The sequence below is a fragment of the uncultured Winogradskyella sp. genome (genome assembly GCF_947496485.1).
Taxonomy (GTDB): domain Bacteria; phylum Bacteroidota; class Bacteroidia; order Flavobacteriales; family Flavobacteriaceae; genus Winogradskyella.
On the sequence record NZ_CANMCZ010000003.1, the window covers coordinates 321,544 to 343,551 of the forward strand.

The 22,008-nt window shown below is 32.1% G+C and carries 27 protein-coding genes; 17 read left to right on the top strand and 10 right to left on the bottom strand.

Features of this window, described 5'->3' with window-relative positions; genetic code table 11:
* Window position 1 precedes the first annotated feature (1 nt).
* The 6 genes from Q0822_RS11765 to Q0822_RS11790 are packed head-to-tail and all read left to right on the top strand — an operon-like array spanning window position 2 to window position 4,314.
* Entirely contained in the window at window positions 2-187 is a 186-nt protein-coding gene (locus Q0822_RS11765) for a CcoQ/FixQ family Cbb3-type cytochrome c oxidase assembly chaperone (RefSeq protein ID WP_299123836.1), read from the top strand.
* A complete protein-coding gene (locus Q0822_RS11770; protein ID WP_299123838.1) occupies window positions 184-1,167 on the top strand; it encodes a cbb3-type cytochrome c oxidase N-terminal domain-containing protein in 984 nt (327 codons plus the stop codon). Before Q0822_RS11765 ends, Q0822_RS11770 begins: the two co-directional genes overlap by 4 nt.
* 31 nt (window positions 1,168-1,198) lie before the next feature.
* On the top strand, window positions 1,199-2,623 hold the full coding sequence (ccoG, locus tag Q0822_RS11775; protein WP_299123840.1) for a cytochrome c oxidase accessory protein CcoG: 1,425 nt from the start codon (window positions 1,199-1,201) through the stop codon (window positions 2,621-2,623).
* An 11-nt stretch (window positions 2,624-2,634) separates the two neighbouring features.
* Window positions 2,635-3,081, top strand: coding sequence for a FixH family protein (locus Q0822_RS11780; RefSeq protein WP_299123841.1), 447 nt, complete (start codon window positions 2,635-2,637; stop codon window positions 3,079-3,081).
* 1 nt (window position 3,082) lies between these two features.
* On the top strand, window positions 3,083-3,784 hold the full coding sequence (locus tag Q0822_RS11785; RefSeq protein ID WP_299123842.1) for a sulfite exporter TauE/SafE family protein: 702 nt from the start codon (window positions 3,083-3,085) through the stop codon (window positions 3,782-3,784).
* A gap of 41 nt (window positions 3,785-3,825) precedes the next feature.
* The gene (locus Q0822_RS11790; RefSeq protein WP_299123844.1) at window positions 3,826-4,314 is read left to right on the top strand and encodes a hypothetical protein; all 489 of its coding nucleotides are present in this window, start codon (window positions 3,826-3,828) and stop codon (window positions 4,312-4,314) included.
* A 71-nt stretch (window positions 4,315-4,385) separates the two neighbouring features.
* On the opposite strand, the gene Q0822_RS11795 is transcribed toward Q0822_RS11790, so the two are convergent.
* Window positions 4,386-5,219, bottom strand: coding sequence for a universal stress protein (locus Q0822_RS11795; protein ID WP_299123846.1), 834 nt, complete (start codon window positions 5,217-5,219; stop codon window positions 4,386-4,388).
* A gap of 11 nt (window positions 5,220-5,230) precedes the next feature.
* Window positions 5,231-6,595, bottom strand: coding sequence for an oxygen-independent coproporphyrinogen III oxidase (gene hemN / locus Q0822_RS11800; protein ID WP_299124180.1), 1,365 nt, complete (start codon window positions 6,593-6,595; stop codon window positions 5,231-5,233).
* 86 nt (window positions 6,596-6,681) lie between these two features.
* Here hemN and Q0822_RS11805 point away from each other — a divergent pair, with 86 nt between their 5' ends.
* The 3 genes from Q0822_RS11805 to Q0822_RS11815 all read left to right on the top strand — a co-directional run bounded on the left by Q0822_RS11805 (window position 6,682) and on the right by Q0822_RS11815 (window position 9,059).
* Window positions 6,682-7,170, top strand: a complete 489-nt coding sequence (locus tag Q0822_RS11805; RefSeq protein WP_299123848.1) for a YdeI/OmpD-associated family protein — start codon at window positions 6,682-6,684, stop codon at window positions 7,168-7,170.
* 60 nt (window positions 7,171-7,230) lie between these two features.
* Window positions 7,231-7,812, top strand: coding sequence for a superoxide dismutase family protein (locus tag Q0822_RS11810; RefSeq protein ID WP_299123850.1), 582 nt, complete (start codon window positions 7,231-7,233; stop codon window positions 7,810-7,812).
* Window positions 7,813-7,883: 71 nt separating this feature from the next.
* Window positions 7,884-9,059: an LETM1-related biofilm-associated protein gene (locus Q0822_RS11815; RefSeq protein WP_299123852.1), complete on the top strand. Its 1,176-nt coding sequence runs from the start codon at window positions 7,884-7,886 to the stop codon at window positions 9,057-9,059.
* Between the two features lie 7 nt (window positions 9,060-9,066).
* Here the strand turns inward: Q0822_RS11815 and Q0822_RS11820 are convergent, their stop codons facing one another.
* The 7 genes from Q0822_RS11820 to Q0822_RS11850 are packed head-to-tail and all read right to left on the bottom strand — an operon-like array spanning window position 9,067 to window position 13,339.
* Window positions 9,067-9,822, bottom strand: a complete 756-nt coding sequence (locus Q0822_RS11820; RefSeq protein WP_299123854.1) for a LytTR family DNA-binding domain-containing protein — start codon at window positions 9,820-9,822, stop codon at window positions 9,067-9,069.
* Between the two features lie 30 nt (window positions 9,823-9,852).
* Entirely contained in the window at window positions 9,853-10,179 is a 327-nt protein-coding gene (locus Q0822_RS11825; protein WP_299123855.1) for a 2TM domain-containing protein, read from the bottom strand.
* 41 nt (window positions 10,180-10,220) lie between these two features.
* Complete coding sequence (locus tag Q0822_RS11830; RefSeq protein WP_299123857.1) at window positions 10,221-10,559, bottom strand: 2TM domain-containing protein; 339 nt, start codon at window positions 10,557-10,559, stop codon at window positions 10,221-10,223.
* A gap of 13 nt (window positions 10,560-10,572) precedes the next feature.
* Window positions 10,573-10,893, bottom strand: a complete 321-nt coding sequence (locus Q0822_RS11835; RefSeq protein ID WP_299123859.1) for a 2TM domain-containing protein — start codon at window positions 10,891-10,893, stop codon at window positions 10,573-10,575.
* 11 nt (window positions 10,894-10,904) lie between these two features.
* Entirely contained in the window at window positions 10,905-12,257 is a 1,353-nt protein-coding gene (locus Q0822_RS11840; protein WP_299123861.1) for a histidine kinase, read from the bottom strand.
* Between the two features lie 17 nt (window positions 12,258-12,274).
* Entirely contained in the window at window positions 12,275-12,898 is a 624-nt protein-coding gene (locus Q0822_RS11845) for a hypothetical protein (RefSeq protein WP_299123863.1), read from the bottom strand.
* 18 nt (window positions 12,899-12,916) lie between these two features.
* On the bottom strand, window positions 12,917-13,339 hold the full coding sequence (locus Q0822_RS11850; protein WP_299123865.1) for a DUF2141 domain-containing protein: 423 nt from the start codon (window positions 13,337-13,339) through the stop codon (window positions 12,917-12,919).
* A gap of 182 nt (window positions 13,340-13,521) precedes the next feature.
* Between Q0822_RS11850 and Q0822_RS11855 the strand changes: the two genes are divergently transcribed.
* The 7 genes from Q0822_RS11855 (at window position 13,522) to Q0822_RS11885 (ending at window position 20,264) form a co-directional block, all read left to right on the top strand.
* Window positions 13,522-15,342: a serine hydrolase gene (locus Q0822_RS11855; protein ID WP_299123867.1), complete on the top strand. Its 1,821-nt coding sequence runs from the start codon at window positions 13,522-13,524 to the stop codon at window positions 15,340-15,342.
* 137 nt (window positions 15,343-15,479) lie between these two features.
* A complete protein-coding gene (locus Q0822_RS11860) occupies window positions 15,480-16,004 on the top strand; it encodes a hypothetical protein (RefSeq protein WP_299123868.1) in 525 nt (174 codons plus the stop codon).
* Between the two features lie 49 nt (window positions 16,005-16,053).
* The gene (locus tag Q0822_RS11865) at window positions 16,054-16,707 is read left to right on the top strand and encodes a hypothetical protein (RefSeq protein ID WP_299123870.1); all 654 of its coding nucleotides are present in this window, start codon (window positions 16,054-16,056) and stop codon (window positions 16,705-16,707) included.
* 218 nt (window positions 16,708-16,925) lie between these two features.
* Window positions 16,926-18,080, top strand: coding sequence for a glycoside hydrolase family 130 protein (locus tag Q0822_RS11870; protein WP_299123872.1), 1,155 nt, complete (start codon window positions 16,926-16,928; stop codon window positions 18,078-18,080).
* 290 nt (window positions 18,081-18,370) lie between these two features.
* Window positions 18,371-18,517: a hypothetical protein gene (locus Q0822_RS11875; RefSeq protein WP_299123874.1), complete on the top strand. Its 147-nt coding sequence runs from the start codon at window positions 18,371-18,373 to the stop codon at window positions 18,515-18,517.
* Between the two features lie 130 nt (window positions 18,518-18,647).
* Window positions 18,648-19,628: a hypothetical protein gene (locus tag Q0822_RS11880; protein ID WP_299123876.1), complete on the top strand. Its 981-nt coding sequence runs from the start codon at window positions 18,648-18,650 to the stop codon at window positions 19,626-19,628.
* A gap of 264 nt (window positions 19,629-19,892) precedes the next feature.
* Window positions 19,893-20,264, top strand: a complete 372-nt coding sequence (locus Q0822_RS11885; RefSeq protein ID WP_299123878.1) for a DUF2200 domain-containing protein — start codon at window positions 19,893-19,895, stop codon at window positions 20,262-20,264.
* Window positions 20,265-20,334: 70 nt separating this feature from the next.
* On the opposite strand, the gene Q0822_RS11890 is transcribed toward Q0822_RS11885, so the two are convergent.
* Window positions 20,335-20,754 (bottom strand): nucleoside-diphosphate kinase, encoded by a 420-nt coding sequence (locus Q0822_RS11890; RefSeq protein WP_008268905.1) that lies wholly within the window; start codon window positions 20,752-20,754, stop codon window positions 20,335-20,337.
* A 202-nt stretch (window positions 20,755-20,956) separates the two neighbouring features.
* Between Q0822_RS11890 and Q0822_RS11895 the strand changes: the two genes are divergently transcribed.
* The gene (locus Q0822_RS11895) at window positions 20,957-21,976 is read left to right on the top strand and encodes a bifunctional oligoribonuclease/PAP phosphatase NrnA (protein ID WP_299123881.1); all 1,020 of its coding nucleotides are present in this window, start codon (window positions 20,957-20,959) and stop codon (window positions 21,974-21,976) included.
* Window positions 21,977-22,008 lie beyond the last annotated feature (32 nt).

A 22,008-nucleotide genomic window follows, 5' to 3' on the forward strand; every position in this document is an offset into this window, starting at 1 on the left:
TATGCTGAAATTTGTAAAAAATCATATGGAAAGTATCACTGGCATAGAAATCTATCCTTTGATCTCACTATTAATATTCTTCATCTTTTTTGTAGCCTTATTTTATTGGGTCATAACGGCGAAAAAAGAATACATCACTACTGTTAGTAATTTACCTTTAGACAATCAAAACGAAACATTATCATGAGACATTTAATTCCATCATACATAAGAGTGCCTGTTGTGTTTTTAGCCATAGTAGGTCTCGTAGAATATTTTATCGAATCTGGTGATCAACCTGCATTTATGGAGCAACCAATAATCCTCTTGTTCTTGCTTTTAGTACTGCTTGTACTTCTAGCTATTGAGGGTATAGTAGGCTCAATGGATAATATCTTATATCAAAGTTTAGACGAAGAAGCCAAGGCAAGATATGATGCTAAAAAAGAAGCTCCATCTAAATTAGTCTCATGGGTTAGTAACATCTACAAAAAACTTGTTGGTGGTAAACCTATTGAAGAAGAGGGTGAAATTATTTTAGACCACAACTACGATGGTATAAAAGAATTAGACAACAATCTACCTCCATGGTGGGTATATAGTTTCTATTTAACGATAATTTTTGGTGTTGTCTATATGATCCGTTACCATGTATTGAATGCCGATGATCAATTTGTAGAATACGAAATAGAATATGCAGAGGCCAATAGAGCGATTGAAGAACATTTAAAAAATGCAAAAAATCTTGTTGATGTAAATACTGTTGAAGTATTGACTGAGGCTTCTGACTTAAATGCAGGAAAAGGCATTTACGAAGGCAAATGTGTTGCGTGCCATAGAAATGATGGTGGTGGCGGAATTGGACCCAATCTAACAGATGAACATTGGATTTTAGGAGGTGGCATTAAAAATGTCTTTAGAACAATCTCTGAAGGTGGTCGAGACGGTAAAGGTATGGTGTCATGGAAAAAAGAAGGGTTAACACCTTTGGAAATGGCTCAGGTTGCCAGTTATGTTTTAGAATTTCAAGGTACAACACCAGGAGATGGAGCTAAAAAAGCCGAAGGTGAAATTTGGGTGGACGAATCCGCTACTGAAACTGATGCTATTGACGAAAACACAGAAGAAAAATCAATCGAAGACACTGTTGAAACTGAAGAGGCTACTTCCGTAGTTTCAAATGACTAACACTAGAACGTAAACAGTAAACTGTCCCAAAATGGAAACACCATCAAACGAAGTTTTTAGAGATTCCATTGGCACCATCGATGAAGAAGGTAAACGCAGTTGGATATTTCCTAAAAAACCTTCAGGTTATTTTTACAAAAAGCGAAAACTAGTAAGCTATATATTATTAGCATTCTTATTCGCTGCGCCATTCGTAAAAATCAACGGTAACCAGTTTCTATTGTTTAATGTTTTAGAACGACGATTCAATATATTTAGTTTTCCTTTTTGGCCACAAGACTTCCATTTATTCGTGATTTCCATGATAATTGGTGTCGTATTCATTACACTATTTACAGTAGGATTCGGTCGTATATTTTGTGGTTGGATTTGCCCACAGACCATCTTTATGGAAATGGTCTTTAGACGCATCGAATATTGGATTGATGGCGATAGAAATAAGCAAATCCGACTAAAACGACAAAAATGGGATGGCGAAAAAATAAGAAAGCGCCTTTTAAAGTGGTTTATCTTTTTAGTAGTATCATTTTTAATTGCCAATGTCTTTTTGGCGTATTTGATAGGTGGTGACAAACTACTTAACTATATAACGGATGGACCTTTTGAACATATGAGTACTTTAATCCCTTTGCTCATTTTCACAGGAGTTTTCTACTTTATTTTTGCATGGTTTAGGGAACAAGTCTGCATCATAGCATGTCCTTACGGACGTTTACAGGGAGTACTTTTGGATACTAAATCTGTAGTCGTTGCTTATGATCATAAACGAGGTGAGGGTGAAAGTGGAAGAAAAAAGTTTAGAAAAAACGAAGATAGAGCTGCACTTGGTCATGGAGATTGTATTGATTGTTTTCAATGCGTACATGTATGTCCAACTGGCATTGACATAAGAAACGGTACACAATTAGAGTGTGTAAATTGCACAGCTTGTATTGATGAGTGCGACAATATTATGGAAAAGATTAATCTTCCTAAAGGATTAATACGTTATGCAAGTGAAGAAAATATAGAAAAGAAAACGCCATTTAAACTGACCGCTAGAATGAAAGGCTATATTGCCGTATTGATAATTCTAATTGGAGTCTTAGGCGGAATGCTTGCACTAAGAAATGATATTGAAGCACGTATTTTAAGATTACCTGGTCAATCCTATGAACAGAAAGAGGACAATATGATTAGTAATGTGTACACCTATAAACTTGTAAATAAGACCTCCAACACTATTGAAAATGTAAGCTTTAAAATAAGAGGTACAGAAGGTGAAATAAAACTGGTCTCAGTTACGGACGAGTTTAAAATTAAAGCACAAGGTATAGCAGAAGGTACATTGTTTATTGAATTGAAACGGAGTAATTTATCTGGCGATAAGAATAAACTAAGGATAGATGTTTATAGTAATGACAAATTAATTGAAACGACTACCGTTGGCTTTTTAGGACCTAGAAATTATAATTAAAAAGAATTGTTATGAAAATTAATTGGGGAACAGCAATCGTTATAGCATTTGTAGGCTTTATTGGCTTTATCATGTACTTTGTTATTAGCATGGCCACAGATGATAAGTACGACCATGATTTAGTTGTTGAAGATTACTACAAACAAGAATTGAAATTTCAAAAAGATATTGATAAAGAAACAAATTCAAAATCATTAAACGCTAACATATCTTGGAAAAGGACCAAGGATGGTATTGTTATTGAATTTCCAAAAGATTTAGACATTAAAGCTATTGAAGGCAAAGTGTTCCTATACAGACCATCTAATAAGCACCTAGATCTCGAAATACCAATTTCGTTATCTAATCACAATTTGCTCATACCTGACAAACGTTTGTTAGATGGTCGTTGGAACATAAAAATAGATTGGATATACAAAGGTAATTCCTATCTCTACAAAAAGGAAATAATGTATTAATATGTTAATCTCTGCTTTTATATTAGGCTTATTAGGAAGTTTGCATTGTGTTGGTATGTGCGGACCAATTGCCTTTATGTTACCAGTAGATCGTTCCAATACCTTAAAAAAAATAAGTCAAATCAGTATCTATCACTTCGGTAGATTACTAGCTTACAGTATAATTGGTTTGGTGTTTGGGTTAGTAGGTAAAAGCCTCTATATCTTTGGTATACAACAGCAATTATCTATAGCCATAGGAATCTTTATGATTATTCTTGTCATCATTCCTTATAAAACTATTGGTAAGTATAACCTATCAAAACCTTTAAATAAACTCATTTCTAAAGTAAAGACTAATTTAGGACAGGCATTAAAAAAGAAAACAGCCGATACATTTTTAACTATTGGATTTCTTAATGGATTTTTACCATGCGGCCTAGTTTATATGGCGGTTTTCGGTGCTGTAGCTACTGGAAGTCTTTTTCAAGGAAGCCTTTATATGGTATTCTTTGGACTAGGTACTATTCCTTTAATGACTACAGCTATTTATTTAGGTAAGTTTTTAAATAGTACTGTAAAACAAAGAATTCAAAAAGCAATTCCTGTATTTGTGGTTCTTATTGGTGTTTTGTTTATTCTTCGTGGGTTAGGATTAGGAATTCCTTACATCTCTCCTGCCCCAATAGTTGAAATAGCTTCGAGTGCTATAGATTGTCATTAATATTTTATATTAGACCTTTCGTTTAATATTCATTAATACAAATGACAAATACCAATCGTACTTATTCCCCAAAAGGTATCATCAAAACTTTAACTATACTACATTATGCTTACTGCGTTGCCACATTAATTTTTGGAATTATTGCAATTTTTATCACAGAAAATGGGACTATGAATTTTTCGGATACAGAAGATATATTCTTTTACCTTGTACCTGGTTTTGCTATAGTCTTAGCTTTTATGAGTAACCTTGTTTTTCAACAAAACTTAAAAAGGGTTCAGCAAAAATCAACACTAAAAGAAAAACTTGTTCATTATCAGTCTAGTAGAATTATTAGATATGCTATGCTAGAAGCACCAGCATTCTTTGCCATCGTCATCTTTATAATTACGAGTAATCAATTATATCTAATTATTGCTATAATAATGCTAACTTATTTATTTCTATTAAGGCCAACTAAGCTTATTATAAGAGAGGATTTAGATCTCAATTCGAAACAAGAACTAGAATTTCGTGAAGCTTTAAACTAAAAAAACGCCAAAGAAACAAATCTTTGACGTTTTAAATTGATGATAAAACACTAACTAATAAACATCAAAAATTATATTTTAAAAGTCATTACAGGCAATGTAGAATGATTAGCTAGATCTTCCGAAATACTGCCTTCAAAGAAATGTGCTAAACCTTTTCTTCCGTGTGTCGCTACAGCAATAACGTCTGCACCAATAACGTTGGCAAAATTTAAAATTCCCTTTTCTATAGAATAATCTGAAACCACATTTACGCTTGGTAAATTTTCTAAATCTCCATCTGCCTTTCTTAAAAAGTCTGATACACGCTTATCTATTTCAGAAGAACTTCTAAAGCTTCCATCAGGAGCATTTACATAGACCAGGTGCATCTTTACCCCAAGCATATCAAGAGTCCTTTTAGCATTTAAATATGGAGCAACTGCTTCGTCAGAAAAATCGCTGGCAAATACTCCATTTTCAAATTCCATCAAAATCGGATTGTGCTTTATCACTAAAACAGGTATATCCGAATGGCGCACCACCTTTTCAGTATTTGAACCTATTAACACCTCCTTTATACCACTAGCACCATGAGATCCCATGACGACAAGATTAGCATCATGCTCATTAGCAACGTCGTTAACTTCACTCCAAACTTTAAAATGTTTTACAATAGGAGTTAGTTTAATATCCTCTAAATAAGGTTTGTCTAAAAATTGATCAAACTTTTTCTCAGCCAATTTTAAGTAAAATACAGCCTCTTCACTTAGTGCATCACTTCCTGCAGTTAAAATGGCATTAGACAATTCTAACATGTGCAGAACAATCAGTTCAGAATCATATTTTTTTGCTAAAATAGCTGCTGCCTCTAAGGCATATTCAGAGTGTTCCGAGAAATCTATTGGTACAATAATTTTTTTCATTTTTCGTAGTTTTAAATTGTCATTGAAAATAATTGAGTCTCTGGCTTTTTTCGTTGTAATAATAAATCAAAAGCCATACATATATTTCTGACAAAGGGTTTTCCTTTTTCAGTTATGGTTACTTGTTTTCTTTCAAACTCAAGTAAGCCATCTTGTTCAAATTCTTTGAGTTTTATGAGGACTTCTGGTAATTCTTCAAAAACCATATCATTGGTTAACCATGATGTTTTAAAATTACACATTAGATTAAGAATATGCCCTCTTATGATAAGGTCTTCCGTATTCAAAATATGTCCTCTGTAAACCGGAATTATACCTTCTTCAATTAAATGGTAATATTCCTCTATAGATTTTACATTTTGAGCAAAACCATACCAGCTATCGCTTATTGAAGACGCTCCTAAACCAATCATAGCTTGGGTTTTAGAAGGTGTATAACCCATAAAGTTTCTGTGTAAGGTTTCATTTTGCATGGCTTTATATAATGAATCGCTTTTTAGAGCAAAGTGATCCATACCTATTTCTTTATATCCTACATTTTCTAAAATACGTTTTCCGATTTCATATTGTTGACGTTTAGACTCGCCAGAAGGTAAATCAGAATCATTAAAACCGCGTTGTCCATTACCTTTAATCCAAGGAACATGAGCGTAACTATAAAAAGCAATACGATCTGGTATTAATGTTCCCGTTTTAATAATGGTTTCTATGACATCTTCTTTACTTTGAAAAGGTAAACCAAAAATAATATCATGACCAACAGAAGTATAACCTATTTTACGCGCTAATTCTGTGACTCGTTTTACGTTCTCAAAAGGTTGAATGCGATTAATTGCCGCCTGTACTTTTAAGTTATAATCTTGTACTCCAAAACTAACACGTCTAAAGCCTAAATCGAATAACGTTTGTAAATGTAATTCTGTAGTGTTGTTAGGATGTCCTTCAAAACTGAATTCGTAATCTTCAGCTATTTCCGAAACTTTCAGCAATTCAGAAATTAAAAATTTTAAATTATCTGGTGAGAAAAATGTCGGTGTTCCGCCTCCTAAATGCAATTCTTTAATTTTAGGTTTTTCACCTAGCAAATTTCTATAAATACTCCACTCTTTTAATAATGCTTTTATGTAAGGCGATTCTACTTCGTGACGTTTAGTGATGCGTTTATGACAACCACAAAATGTACAAAGAGTCTCACAAAATGGTAAGTGTATATACAAACTCAACCCCTCTGAACTATTACTTTCAGAAAATGATTGCTTTAAAGACATTTTCCATTGTTGCAACGAAAAGGTATCAATATCCCAATACGGAACCGTTGGATAACTTGTATATCGTGGTCCAGCAACGTTGTATTTATTAACTAATGAGTGGCACATACTTTTTATTTGATATCCAAAATTACTGGTATGTCTAGTCATAAAACATGATATTTGTCATGTATCTATTTTAACGAACTCTAAAAATGCTAAAAACTGAAAACTTTGAGGTCACTCTAGCAGATAAGCAAAGTGTAATTTTACCAGAAGATTATATCAGTAATTTTATTGCTAATAATCACAAGCGAATAAGAGTAAAGACAACTTTTGAAGGGAAATACATTGAATTCTATGCAGCTTTAAAAAGGGAAAAGTCTGGAATATATCGTATATATTTTAGTAGAGCTAAACAAAAAGAATTAGGTGTTTTTATGAATGACTATTTTATGCTTCAAATCTTTGAGGATACTTCCAAATATGGTGTAGAAATAGCGGAAGAACTTGAAGCAGTTTTACTCAGTGATTATGAAGCTTATACCATATTTGAGAATTTAACTCCTGGACGAAAACGCAGTATTATTTACACCGTTTCAAGATATAAATCTGCTCAAACCCGAGTTGATAAAGCATTAATCATAGCTGAAAATCTAAAACGTGGTGTTTTAGACTCTAAATTGTGGTTAAAGAAGAATTAATACTGTACTTGCATTAACGCAATTATCTACTTAACTTTACTAAAAACAAAATTACTTATCATGAAAAATATAAAACTAGCTGCTATCGCTTTTACTCTTGTATTTGCAACATCTTGTAAAGAGAATAAAAAAGAAACTGAAGAGACTTTAGAAACAGAGATTGAAGAAGTTATAGAAGAAAATTCAACTGAAAAGAAATTGTCTATTTCATTATCTCCCAAAAGTGATAGCAATGTAGAAGGTACTATCAATTTTACTGAAAAAAATGGTTTGGTAACTATGGTAGGTACTATTACAGGTTTAGAAGAAGGTGAGCACGCTATCCATATTCACGAAAAAGCGGATTGTTCATCTCCTGATGGAAAATCTTCTGGTGGTCATTGGAATCCTACAGCACAACCTCATGGTGCATGGGGAGATGCAACAGGCTATCATAAGGGTGATATTGGTAATTTTAAAACCGATGCAAGTGGCAGAGGAACCGTAACAAAAACAACAGACGAATGGTGTATTGGTTGTGGTGATGACACTAAAGATATTTTAGGTAAAGCAATTATCGTACATATTGGTGTAGACGATTTGAAATCTCAACCTTCTGGTGCCGCAGGTGCTCGTGTAGGTTGTGCAGGAATTATAGAATAATTTTATTAAAATAAAAATAAAGAAGCTACTTTAAAGGTAGCTTCTTTATTTTTACATAAATCTTATTTGGTATGAATCCATCAGCTAGTGGCTGGATAAAGAAATTACTCAATCAAGTTTCTGAGACCATGTATTCTCAAACAGAAACTAATGAGTTTTATAACAGATTAAAACAAGCTGGTTTTATATATGGAAGCAATATAAAAGTTGTACTAGATATTGTTAAACCCTTTGATTTTACAGAAGAAGAACGCTGTAAAATCAATTTACTACTCACTTATTATTTTATTTATAAAAAAGAAAAGCCTGAAGAGGATTTTATTAATAGCTTAATAAGGTACTATAAAACTATTAGCGATCAAAAGCGTTCATTTTTTGAAGAATTATTTGGTGATAAAAAGCCAGATAGTTTACTAGAAAAAATGATCCACAAGCGTATTCATATTGATGATAATTTTATTTCTAAAAGTTTTAATTATTTTTTGATTAACGCTTTGTTATTTGTTGATGTATTAGGTTATAAACGCTTTTTAAAGAACGAAAAAGACATCAGAAATTACGTGAATAATCTTGAATCTTCTCTAGAAACTATTGTGTTCTCTGTTATAGATAACAAATCAGAAAAAACCGAGTACGATGATAACCTCATTAAGTTATTTGAAGAGTCTATTCGACATAAAAATTCTAAATTACCTTCATACAGCAATGCTGTTTCTCTTATTAATGAACCTCTAGAGAAATTATACGTTATAGACTTGGTATGCATGGCATCATGGACAGATAAAATTATTGACACTGAAGAGCGCGAATTCTTAAACCGTTTAAAAACTGATTTATCATTAAATAATGAAGATATCGCCAAATCTGTAGATGACATCAATACGTTTTATGATGAACACAAAGAAGATGTCGCCTTTTTAAGCTCTAAAAATCTAGCTCAAAGTTTTTATGATAATAGTAGTAAAGTCGTTTCCAAACTTATTACACGTAATAGTAAACGCTTAATTAAAGAATTATCTGAAAGCAAGGAAGCTATGTTTCTTTTAGCACAATCGACACAACGAAATCTAAGTGATGATGAGCAAAAGAAAATTCAATCGCAACTATTAGACATTTTTAAATCCATACCAAGTTTAGCAATATTCATGCTACCAGGAGGTATGTTGCTATTACCTTTATTTGTCAAATTTATTCCAAAGTTATTGCCTTCAGCCTTTGATGATAATAGGATTGAGGATAAAGATTAATTTAAATTTATTCTAACCAGTTCTTAAAGTCCTTTACCCGCTCTCTAGCCACTATAATTTCTTGCTCGTTAAAATGGTTGAGTTTTATTTGTAAACGCGAATTCGTATAACTCACCATATCCTTAATGGCATTGATGTTAACATAGAATTTACGGCTAATTCTAAAAAATACATGAGGTTCTAAGTCATCTTCTAACTGATCTAAAGTCATATTCAAAAGATAATTTCTACCTTCATTTGTAAATGCATAAGTACCTTTGTTTTCGCTATAAATGCATTCAATATCCTCAATATTTATGAGTTTTAAGTGCTGACCAACCTTAACTGAAAAGCGCTTTTTATACTCACGTTCAATAGGATTAACGAGTAGTTTTTTAATATCATTAAAATCTAAAGTAACAGACTGTTTTTGTGGAGCTCTAGTTTTAAATTTATCAACAGCGATTTTTAAGTCTTCATCATCTATTGGTTTTAATAAGTAATCAATGCTGTTAAGTTTAAAAGCTTGTAAGGCATACTCATCATAAGCTGTTGTAAAAATTACTGCTGATCTAATATCAATGGCTTCAAAAATTTCGAAAGACAATCCATCACTTAATTGTATATCTAAAAATATTAAATTCGGATGCTCATTATTCTGAAACCATTCAATAGATTCTTCAACAGAATGTAACATAGTTTCTGCTTCAACATCCAAAGATTTTAGCATACGTTGCAAACGTCTTGCTGAAGGTTTTTCGTCTTCAATTATGATTATACTCATTATTTAAAATACTGTTTTATAATTAATAATCTATTCCCAAGTTGTGGTCTCTGTCTCATTCTCATCTTCCAAAAATTCTTGTATTTTTTTCTCTTCCCAGCTCTTTTTAAAAATTTTTCTTCCATTAAAAACATTTATTCTATGTATGATAATGAAAACTGTCCATACTACTAAAACACTGAGGTTTAAAGCTATGATATTGTTTTTATATGGCCCTTCTTCAATGATATAAAAGTTGTATAAAAGAAGTCCAACAACAATAGCGTATAATACCAAATGCAAATAAAATATTTGGACTTGCTTAACTTTTTGTTTTGCTTTAGCTAGCAGTTGTTCTTCGTCAATATTGTTTTTCATTGTTGATGCTTTAACTGTTTACTATTCAAACTTCAAACTTACTACTCCCAACGTTTACGCTCCTTCTCCATGTATTCTTCGATTTTTTTGTTCTCCCAATTCTTTCCAAAGAAAAAATTTGGACCAAAAACACCTAAGAAATGAAATGCCAATCCTATTCCCCAAAAAACGGCTGTAGCATAAGGTCCAAAACCGCTGAAACCTGCATTTACTCCAATTAGTATGATTAAAAATAGATTGACAATCACATAAACTGCAAGATGCCAGTAAAAACCTATAATAGCATCTACTTTTTTCTTTGCTCTTAGATATGCTTCTTCTTTTCTATAATCTCTCGACTCTTTATATTCATCGTAGGGTTCTATATTATATTTTTCCATCTTTAAAAATGTTTTAATCTTTGTTTAACTCATCTTTCATATACCTTTCAATTTTACGCTCTTCCCAATCGTCTCCTAAAATCAACGGAATACCATAAACTGAAAAGGCGTGTATTGCCAATGCAACTCCCCAAACTAACCATGTAGCAATCGTTGAGAAGTCAAAAAAAGCTTCATTAAATGTTTCACCATTATTTGTATTATGCATTATTTTAACTGCAGTAATCACAGTATTGATTACAATGTAAACCACTAGGTGAGTATAAAATTGCTTTAATTTTTCAACTCTATTCTTAGCTTTTATATATTTTAAATTAGAATCTTGTGTTTCCATAATCTGATTTATTAGTTCCAACGACTTTTTTGATCTTCCTTATTCATATATTCTTCAATTTTGCGCTTTTCCCAACCTGCACCTAAGGCTCCGTCATCTACAAACACTCTATAGGCCTGAAAAACCAAACTCAATCCCCAACCAAATGTTGGAAACCAAAACCATTGTATGGTATTATATGAAGTTTTATACCAAATAAATATTAAAAATGGTATAACAAATACATAAGCAATTAAACTGTAGTAAAAGGCTTTTAATTCTTCTACGCGTTTACGAGCTCTAACGTAATCGTCGTTTAGACGTTCTTGTGATTTTTGTGTTGTTCTCATGATTGATACTTGTTTTGTGAGCATAGGAATTGCAACTGCAAAATCTTTATCTCGTTGATTGATGTGTACTTTTCTATTAGATAGCAATTGATAACGTTGCTTTATATTTTCTAACCCTACTCCACTACTCTTTTTTACAATTTGTTTCGGTTGGAGATTGTTCATTACTACTAAGTGATTTCCATCTTCATATATTTTGATGTGCAATGGTTTATTAGAAGTTACCATATTATGCTTTACCGCATTTTCTAAAAGTAGCTGTAACGATAAAGGCACAACTTTACTTTCTGGATTGGATGCTTTATCTGGTATTTCAAAAATAATACTGTCTTCAAAACGCGTTTTTAATAAAGACATATAGGTTCTTGCAAAATTCAATTCTTCATCTACAGTAACTAGTTCTTTACTTTTTTGTTCCAAAACATAGCGATATACTTTAGATAAAGATGTAGTAAATCGTTGTGCGTTATCTGGGTTTTCTTCAATTAAGCTTGTTAGTACATTTAGGCTATTAAACAAAAAATGTGGATCTAACTGGTTTTTTAAAGCATCAAACTTTGCACTAGCCGCACCTGCAATTACTTTTTGTTCTTTTATTTTGTTTTTCTGATATCTGTTATAGAAAAATATAATGTGGAAAACAGAAACAATAATAAGTGTAATCCAAAGGCCAAATGAATAACCTTGCCAAGACTCTCTGCTTAAAAAAGTTTCGAAAGGTGTACCATATATGACTACAGAAATAAATGTTCTTAAAAGAAAAATACCGACTAAAGTAATTATTGTACATCCGATTATACCAACTATAATCCTCTTAATTGTATCGCCTTTTTTCCATTGGCGTTTTTCCATGTAATCAAAAAATGCCATGTTAGAATATCCCAGAACAAAGGAATACAACTGATAGAAACCAAAGTTTATTAAAAACTCATTTACATTTTTAAAATCAAAACCATCAGAAAGGAAGTTGCCAATAAGAAATACTAGGCATCCGATAATAAAGGTTATAATGATATTTTTAATTGACTTTGTCATGTTTATAATTTCGTTTCTTATTCTTTACACTTTTCTACAACCTGCTCAGCACGCTCTTTTCCCCAATTAGGATGAAAATCACTCTCTGGCTTAAAGGTATCAAAAAGTTCAATGGATGCCTCGACTTCTTTACAATATGGTGCTGTATCCTGACCAAAATATCTTGCACTTCCCATTGCCCAATCTGCTTTGCAAAATGCTGCTCTAGGATTTTCTGAATCTAATTCTAAAGCTTTGGTATACAATTCTGCGATTTTACTGGCATACTTCATTCCATAAGTCATTCCATCATATGCCACCCAATTCGTATATACCTGACCTTGCATCACTAATAACTCTGCATTATCTTCACTTTTAGTCATAGCAATATCTAAATGCTCCTGTGCTTTATCTAACTGTGCTTTTAAAACGGCTTCATCTTTTTCATTCCAGCTTTTCAGGCTATTGATTTGGGCAATATAATAGTTTGGCAACCATTCAGTCGGTTCTGCCTTAGCGATACGTTCAAACATATTTTGGGCTTCGTCGGTTTTGTCGTCTTGCCATAGTTCAAAAGCTTTAGTCATTCCTTTTTCAAAATTAGTTTGCGCTTGCGTAATTCCTGTAATTACGAATAAAGCAATGGTGATTAAGTTCTTCATTTGTGTTAGTTTTTAAAATTATAGCGTTATTGATATTGATTTGTTTTCTATAAGCTGAAAATTAGCGTCATCCCATTTTGGAGGTCCCATAAAACCTTTTGCGTTGTTAGAGCAACCGTAATCCTCTTTTGGAATACCAAAAAAGTTGCTATCTAATTTACCATTATTATTTTCATCATGAAAGATTGAAACCGCATAAATTCCTTCCGGAATATCCTCAAAAGTTATAGTACATTGATTATCTTTAATTTCACTTTTTGTGGCTTTAAATGCCGTTTTTAAAAAGCTAGATTCCGTCTTGTAAAGTGCTATAAATATTTTACCATCATTGCTATGAGCATTTTTTACTGTAACAGTAATATTATGTTTTTCTTGAGCTTCAGACTGGTAACTCACAAAACTTAAAACAATGGCAACTGCGATTTTTATTAATACATTCATAACGGTGTGTTTTAATTTGATACAAATATCTTACACAAATGCAGATCTTTAAAACAAGACTTACCGAATTGTAATTTTTTAATGACGAATTGTAATTTTTTCAAATTAGTAGTAAAAAGTAGTAACTTAGTAAGCCTTTTAGCTACTCATATTTCATAATCACTTTTTAAAATCCAATCAGTATGAAATCAAAGATTCACAATCGCATCCTAATTATCACCTTAGCACTATTTTCTACATTAGTGTTTTCACAAACCGACAAACGTCTTAAAGGCATCGAAAAACAATTTAACTCTGTTTTAGAAAGTACCAAAGCAGCAGGATTTGCTGTTGCCATTGTGGAAGGAGACAAAGTCATCTATGCCAAAGGGTTTGGTTATAGTGATTATGAAAACAAAGTGCCAGCAGATGCTAATACACTATTTGCCATAGGTTCTTCTACCAAAGCATTTACTTCTGCACTACTAGGATTGCTTCGCGAGGACGACAAACTATCTTTTAATGACAGCCCATTAAAACACCTTCCTAATTTGGAATTTTATAATGATGATATGAACAATAATATCAATATCAAAGACTTAATGCGCCACAGCACAGGCTTACCAAGACATGATGGCGCATGGTACTTTTTTCCAAGTCATGATAAAGATAGTTTGGTAGCACGCATGCAATATCACGAACCTTTTACAGGAGTACGTGAGCAATGGTATTATAATAATTTTGGATTTCTACTACAAGGAGTCATTACTGAGAAACTTACAGGCAAATCTTGGGAAGACAATATTGAAGAAAAATTCTTTAAACCTTTAGGTATGAAGCGCTCTAAAACAATGATTGAAGGTATGAAATCGAGTTCTAATGCCGCTTTTGGTTACACTTTAGATGCTGATAGAAATATTGAAAAAATGGATTACTACGATATTGCAGGTATGTCTCCGGCAGGAAGCATTAATAGCAGTGTTAAAGACATGAGCCAATGGTTAATGACTTGGATTAATAAAGGAAAATACAATGATGAGCAAATTATACCAGAAAACTATGTAAGAGAAGCTATGAGTTCTCAAATGGTAGTCGCTGCTGGTTTACCGACAGAAGAATTACCTGATGCACAATTTGCAAATTACGGCTATGGATGGTTTTTACATTCTTACAAAGGACATTATTTGGTAGAACATGGTGGCAATATTGATGGGTTCTCTGCTAGTGTTGCATTTTATCCTTCAGATAGTTTGGGTATTGTGGTTTTATCCAATCAAAATGGGTCAGCTGTTCCGAGACTTGTTAGAAACATAGCTGCAGATTATATGCTTGGCGAAGAAAAAACAGAATGGGCAAAAAAGCATAAAGAAGACACCGAAAAAATGCTCAAAAACCAAGAAGAAGCTAAAGATAATACTGAAACTTCTAATGTAAAAAACACAAGACCTTCTCATATTAAGCTAGATTATACTGGCGCATATGAGCATAAAGGCTATGGTAAAGTTGATATTATTATAGAAAATGATAGTCTATTTACTGAGCTTAACGACAAAAGACAATATCTACATCACTATCACTATGATACGTTTGAACTAATAGATGTCATTGAAGGTAAGGTAGATACTGCAGCAATTGGCAAATCTCTAAAAATAACCTTTAGCACCAATGAAGCTGGTGATATAGATTATGGTCGTGTAGGTATTGAGCCAATGGTAGATCCCATTGCCTTTAAACGTACTCCCAATACTATCGATGTAGATGTAGAAACATTACAACAATATGTAGGTAAGTATGATCTTATGGGCACAGAAATAAAAGTATATATTAAAGATGAGAATGTATTATATGCCTTTGTACCCAACCAACCAGAATACGAGTTAGTACCAACTGCAGAACATAAATTTAGTCTCAAAGTTTTAGATGGCTATAAGGTTGAATTTATTAAAACGGATGGTAAGATTAGTGCGATAAAATTTATACAACCTAATGGTACTTTTACTGGGCAGCGGAAGGCTGAGGATTGAAAAATATAAAGTTCTGGGTATGAAAATTTTATCTATCTATAAACAGTTGGATACAAGCTGAAAAAATGCACCGGTTAACAATAATAATACTGATTTTTGGACTTTTAAGTTGCAACAGTGGAAAGCAAAAAAAGGAAATGGAAACACAAACCTTGGATTTGGAAACTTTAGCATTTGAAGGAATTAGAATAGACTTTCAATTCAATTCGGACAAACCGACTTTTGGAGATTTGTTTTTAATTGTTGGATTTGAAAATCCTGACTATCTTCCTAACAGCAGAGAATTTGAAAAACTTGTTGAATTGGAATTTGAACAAGTCGATGATTATTTCGGAATCAGGAATAAAACGGATATTGGAGATGACATCAAAATTTGGCTATTTCCAATTATAAATGGAGAAGAAGTTTATGATAATCAAGGACCTTTTGATGCCATTCGAATAACTTATGGCGTGTTACGAAATGACCAAAAAACGGCTAAACTATTTAAAAAAATATTTGACTCGATAAACTCAAAACTTGATGTAACACCAACAATTGAGGGAAAACGAATTGAAAATTTTGAAGAAATAAATGAAATAATAACGAAAACCATTCAATATTGCAAAGAAGAATTAAAGGTAGAACCAGGTTCTGTTAAAGCATTACAACTTGATTGGTGAAAAAAGCCAGCGCACAACTAACCATACACAAACACGTTGGACATAATTTATGAAAACACTTTTGCTAACATTAATATTCTGTATTCTTAATTTGATTAATCCCGAAATTATTGGAAAATATCAGATTGAAAGTGAACTATCTTTTGACACACTTGAATTAAAAGAGGATGGCACTTTTGAGTATAAATCGCAAGGTGACAGTTGCTGGACTTGGTCTGAGTTTTCTGGACTTTGGGAACTAAAAGGTGATAGCTTAATTCTTAGACGTAAATATTCGTTTTTCGAAAAAGCTACAAGCTTTCTTGAAAAAACAGATATTAAAAATTCGGACAATGTTACTTTTGAGGTAAAAGACAATTCTGGTAACCCAATCTCAAATTTTGAAATCAAATATTGGTGTCAGAATGAGAATGAGCAAATTCAAAAAACTGACCAAAACGGATTTGCAGAATTTAATAAGTGCTCTAAAATAGAAGATGACTATGACTCGGCAGGAATTGGAATTGAATTTTTGAATTCCGGAAATAAAACTACCGTGACGTCATCTATTCTTAAAAAATCGAACAGAATTTACCTTACTTTAAATTTTAAGCCAAAAGAGATAAATAAAACTGTGGAATACTCATTTTTATATAAAAATGGAATATTGACAACAATAGATTTTCCATATGTGACTGAAACAAGCGCATATAAAAAATTATAGACAACAACGTCTATAATTCTTTGCTAGTACTCGCCGAATTACTAAAACAAACATACTAACAATAGACTTAGTTGACGGCATCTTCTCCTGAAATTTAAGCACTTAAATTCTATAAATATTTCCCCTCATCTGACTTTTGTAAAACATTAGTTTTAAACCACTACCTTAGAGCTAAATCAATCCATATAATAAAATATACTATGCTCAACAATAATAATATGACGAGGTCTTTTTATTTAATTATCCTATTAGCAATTTTATTTTGTGGATGCAAGAAGGAATCCTCAAAGACAGACCAATTACAACATAATCTCAATCATTGGACCTTTACAGAATTTACAAAAGTCGATAGTCTTAATCCCATTCTAAGGCCAACAGCAAGCCTAAATTTTGAATGTCCTGTAACAAACAAACAACAAAATTGGGAAGAAAGAAATGTGCTAAATCCTTCGGCAATTGTAAAAGGCAGTGAAGTTTACTTATTTTATAGAGCGCAAGATTCAGGCGGAACATCTCGCATTGGCCTCGCAATTAGTTCTGACGGACTTCATTTTATAAAACAAAAAGAGCCAGTATTCTATCCTGATAATGATTTCATGAAAACGTATGAATGGAATTATAAAAAGATGGATAATAATGAAAAATTGGAAGATTGTCTAAACTGTTATTTTGATGGAGTTGAAGATCCAAGAATTATAGAAAGTAATGATGGGACTTATATTATGACTTATACTGCATATGATGGAAAAACAGCTCGGCTCGCCATTGCATCCTCTAAAGATCTTATTTCTTGGACTAAACATGGACTTGTTTTAAAAGAGGATAAAGATCAATGGTCAAAATCAGGAGCCATTGTTGTAGAAGTAGTAGGAAACAAAAATATTGCTAAAAAAATAGATGGTAAATATTGGATGTATTTTGGAGATACAAATTTGTTTCTTGCCACGTCAGAAGATCTAATAAACTGGGAAGTGTGTAAAAATGAGGAAAATAAAAGAATGATATCTGTATTACACCCTCGAATAGGGTATTTTGATAGCAGATTAGTTGAACCTGGTCCATTTGCTATATTTAAAGAACAAGGCATTTTATTAATATATAATGGAAGTAATGCAGCTAATTTTAACGACTCCAATTTACCTAAATTCACATATGCAGCTGGTCAAGCCCTTTTCGATAAGACCAAACCCTATAAGCTAATTGATAGAACAGACAACTATTTTATTTATCCCGATAAAGATTATGAAAAAGTTGGTGAAGTAAATGAAGTTTGTTTTGTAGAAGGGTTAGTGCAGTTTAAAAACAATTGGTTTCTTTATTATGGGACAGCAGACTCAAAAATAGCCGTAGCAGCTCACCATATAGAAAAATAGGTCAACACTTACTACAATAATGTGTATAGATTATTGAAGCTGAATTCTGATTAGGAATTCATTGCAATTTGCTATCTTTCGTTTTCAGTGTAAAAGTCCGTTGGACATTTTCCACAGCGAGTCATACACAAAATTGTTATAAGTAATGACTCGAAAATTAGAAGTCTAAATCTCTAAAATTATTGATTTTATAGAATTTTAAATAAAACTTGTATCTTTTATCAAAAAAAAAATATAACAATCAATAATTAGATTTTTGAAAATTCTCAACAACTTAAAATGAAAACGTGATGATAAAAAAAGAAGAAAAATTAAAGGATTTATCTGTTAAGAAAACTGGAGCAAAAGATAAACTTAGTCCTCTTAAATGGACTTTATTTATTCTTTTCTTTCCCATATCATGGTTTTTATTTCCATCTTCTTATTCTAAAGAATAAGGAAATAGCATTTAAGTAGAATACAATTCTGAATTACTAGCAAAACTTTGAATTTTAAATTGGATTGAAAACCAAACTAAATATTGGAATAACAAAATTTCATCTCTGTCAGAAATTAAAACAACCAATAATGAAAACATCTTCTAAGCTATTCTTTTTACTCCTTTTTACTCTTTTAAGCATTAAGTCTTTTTCACAGAAAATTGTTGAATATTATGACCCTGTAAAAAATGATAGTATTAGAGTTGGAACAGGAGAAAATGACTTTTTACCCTTTATTCAAAAAGGTTATACTCTAATGCTTCCTGAAAATAAGGAAATTAAAGGTGTACTCATTTTACTCGAAGATTCGAGGTATGACAAAAAGAATAGGAGCTCAAAGCAGATGTATAATCAAGCATCTGAGAAAGACTTTGCGGTATTATCAGTTTCAACCGAAATTCCCCTTGACTTCTACTTTTATAAATCATCTATGATTTCTACACATAAGCTAATTCGAGAAGTTTTTAATAAACATAATTTACCAAATGAGAACATTTTCTTTTTAGGAGCAAGTTTAGTAGGACATAGATCGATGCGATATATTAAATTCATGAAAGAGGGGGATTTCGAGTTTCAACTCAACATAAAAGGTATTGTCATTTGCAATTTTACACTAGATTTCACAAGAAAATGGTATCAACATAAACGTGATATCAGAATTAACCAAATTGACCTTTGGGAACCAAAATTTATAAATTATTTATTAGAAACATATTTAAAGGGCACGCCTAAAACTAATCCAGAGAGTTATCACAATTTCTCATCATACAGCTACTTTGATGAAAAAAATAGAAATGTTCAGATTTACAAAACCTATGCTGTTAGAGCGTATATAGAACCTGCAATAAAATATAAACTAACAAAGCAACTAAGAACCTTGTATGAAAATAATTCAACAGATATAGTTGGTTTTTTAGCTGAGTTAGAACTGTTAGGAAATAAAAACACCGAATTAATTGTTTTACAACCGGAAGATAATACCTCACCAAAAAAGAATACCCAATCTACTTGGGATGCAATAAATAAATATGAACTTATGGATTGGGTTCTAAAGCAAACGGAAAAATAACTACACATTTGAGAAATGCCAACACCAATTCATAGTAAAATAATAAATAAAGCATATAGTAAATTATTTAAAAAGTACGGAATTGAACGAAAAGAACAATCTCGTTCGATATTGGAAGTATAGAGTCTGAATTAATTGCTTCGTTCAGAGCTATTCGGACAATTCCTTCGGAATTTTCTATCTGCGATTTGTTTACTAAATTAGTTGCTGAAACATGCAACGAGATCACACAAAAGACCGTTGCTCACCTTTAGATTAATCAATATGAAAGTTACAGCAGATAAAAATGAAAAAGTTGCCAATATGATATTTGGATCTATTTATCCACTTTACCTGAATAGATTGGAGAAAAATGGCAGAACAAAAGAAGAACTCAACCAAGTAATTGAATGGCTTACTGGTTTTGATGAAGATGCTTTACAAGCACTTATGGATGAAAAAGTAACTTTTAGAACATTCTTTCAAAAAGCCAAAATACACCCAAACGCACACCTGATTAAAGGAGTCGTTTGCGGTTATCGAATTGAAGAAATTGAGGATGAGTTTGAGGTGTATAAACAATGTAGACAAATGGAAAAACTGATTGATGAATTGGCAAAAGGCAGGAAGATGGAGAAAATCTTGAGAAAGTCTTAAATAAAGTATTTATAATAAAAAAAGACCATCTTTATAGGATGGTCTTTTTCGATATTATTTAATGCTTATACTAAAACATCTCTCTACCAGAGAAATGGAAAGCACCTTCAATAGCTGCATTGTCATCACTATCACTTCCATGAACAGCGTTTTCGCCAATAGAAGCTGCATATAACTTTCGAATAGTACCTTCTGCTGCATCAGCAGGATTGGTAGCACCAATTAATGTTCTAAAATCTTCAACAGCGTTATCTTTTTCTAAAATTGCTGCAACAATAGGTCCACGAGTCATATATTCTACTAACTCACCAAAAAATGGACGTTCTTTATGTATACCGTAAAATTCCTCTGCATCTGCATTAGTCATTTGCGTTAATTTCATAGCTACGATTCTAAAACCTGAAGCTGTGATTTTTTCTAATATTGCGCCAATGTGTCCTTTTTCAACAGCATCTGGCTTTAACATTGTAAATGTTCTGTTAGTTGCCATGTATATTTTTTTAATGAGGTGCAAAAGTAATGCATTTCTTTAATTAATCAAGTCTACCTATTATTAAATTATTGTTACTTCGAAAGCGTTAGTTAGAGTGAGATTATTATTTCTACAATTTTACATCGAGAACTTTTAAGTATATCTTAATTTCATATTAAAATAGTTTACTAAACCTTGAAAAATTGTAAATTCGCCAACTATGAGTGAAGCACAAATTTCTGAAATAAAAACTCTACTAAGTTCACCAAAGAACATCGTCATCGTACCACACAAAAATCCAGATGGAGATGCTATGGGTTCTACTCTAGGACTATATCACTATTTAAAAACTTACAATCATAATGCTGTTGTTATTGCACCAAATGATTATCCTGAGTTCTTAAAATGGTTACCGGGAGATGACATGGTTGTGAAATTTGAAAATCAACAAGAAGAAAGTAAAACTTTAATCGAAAACGCGGAAATTATTTTTACTTTAGATTTTAATGCACTTCACAGAGCTGGTGATGGTTTAGCTAAACTTATAGAAGGTTCTACTGCAATGAAAATAATGATAGATCATCATCAACAACCAGATGATTATGCAAAATATATCTACACGGATATTAGCATGTCTTCTACCTGCGAAATGGTTTATAATTTCATTGAAATGCTAAATGATACTGATAAAATTGAAGCAACAATTGCTACCTGCTTATATGTTGGTATTATGACAGACACTGGCTCATTCCGATTTCCTGCAACAACTAGTAAAACACACCAAGTTATTGGTAGTTTAATCGATAAAGGAGCAGATAATTCTGAAATTCATAATAAAATATTCGACACCAATAGTTATAGTCGTTTACAGTTGCTTGGTAGAGCTATGCAGAATCTAAAGGTAATCCCTGAATTAAGAACAGCCTTCATCAGCTTATCTCAGGATGAATTGGACGAGTTCAATTTTAAAAAAGGAGACACTGAAGGTTTTGTAAATTATGCCTTATCATTGAAAGATATAATCTTTGCGGCAATCTTTATTGAGAGCCAAAAAGACCAAATTATTAAGATATCCTTACGCAGCAAAGGTGATTTTTCGGTAAATGAATTTTCGAGAGCTCATTTTAATGGAGGAGGTCATACTAATGCGGCTGGAGGGCGCAGTGAAGAGGATATGCAAACGACGATTGATAAATTTATTAGTATATTACCAACCTATAAACAAGATTTGTCCCAATAAACCCATAATTGGGTGACAATTAAAAATATTAA